The organism is Streptosporangium carneum (assembly GCF_027922005.1).
Lineage (GTDB): Bacteria > Actinomycetota > Actinomycetes > Streptosporangiales > Streptosporangiaceae > Streptosporangium > Streptosporangium carneum.
The window spans coordinates 1-541 of record NZ_BSEV01000149.1; the positions used below are offsets into that span (position 1 = coordinate 1).

The 541-nt window shown below is 62.1% G+C and carries 1 rRNA gene; it reads left to right on the forward strand.

Annotation, left to right across the window (positions count from 1 at the left end):
* Positions 1-80, forward strand: a 16S ribosomal RNA gene (locus PKF00_RS44275); the annotation flags it as partial.
* Between the last annotated feature and the right edge of the window lie 461 nt (positions 81-541).

Below are 541 nucleotides of genomic sequence, written 5' to 3' on the forward strand. Positions count from 1 at the left end.
GGTCGAAGGTGGGGCTGGCGATTGGGACGAAGTCGTAACAAGGTAGCCGTACCGGAAGGTGCGGCTGGATCACCTCCTTTCTAAGGAGCACCGGCCGTCACGACGCACCTATCACGGTGGTCGTGGGGTCCACAGTCGTGACTGCAGGCGAGTGTTCTGCACACGACGCGCTCATTAGTGGAGCACTGGCTACTCGGTTCGGCGTGGTCGCTGACCGGTCTAGTACCGCCTGACCCCCTGGGGGGTCGGGAGTGGGAACGGCGGTTTCAGGGGTCGCGTGGTTCCGGACACACTGTTGGGTCCTGAGGAAACGGACACTCGGGCGGGCCCGCTGCGGCGGGCTTGCTGTCTGTTTGACCTCGTGCGGGACCGGCCTCCTGTCAGACCAGCTCGGCCTGGGGGATGAGCGTCCAAGGTGTTGGGTGCTTGTCATTCTCCTGGGTTTGGGTGTGTGGTGGCGGGGCGGGTTTGGTCGCTGTTTGTTGTTTGAGATTTGCATAGTGGACGCGAGCATCTTTGTGGCCAAGTTTTTTAGGGCACA